Source organism: Pseudomonas sp. SIMBA_041, assembly GCF_046535095.1.
GTDB lineage: Bacteria > Pseudomonadota > Gammaproteobacteria > Pseudomonadales > Pseudomonadaceae > Aquipseudomonas > Aquipseudomonas mucoides.
On record NZ_JAWRXJ010001052.1, the window covers coordinates 1 to 229 of the forward strand.

A 229-nucleotide genomic window follows, 5' to 3' on the forward strand; every position below is an offset into this window, starting at 1 on the left:
CTGCAAACGAGTCTAAACAGCCTAGTCGATCATTCGAGTAACGAAGCGATGGGGAAATGTCACCACATGGTTACACAAGGCCCGGAACAGACACCTGGGCCAATGCCGAAGCCATGCTCGGGGCCAACGGCAGGCGCGGGATCAGCACCGCCTGCCAGGCGTGATAGAGGTCCGGCTTGCCGCCCCAGATCCGGGCTGACGGCTGGTTGTCCGGGCCCAGTTCGTGGTG

Annotated in this window: 1 pseudogene; it reads right to left on the bottom strand. The window is 62.0% G+C overall.

Going from position 1 to position 229, the window contains the following annotated elements:
- Positions 1-70: 70 nt before the first annotated feature.
- Positions 71-229: pseudogene (locus tag SB725_RS34325) on the bottom strand (sugar isomerase); the annotation flags it as partial.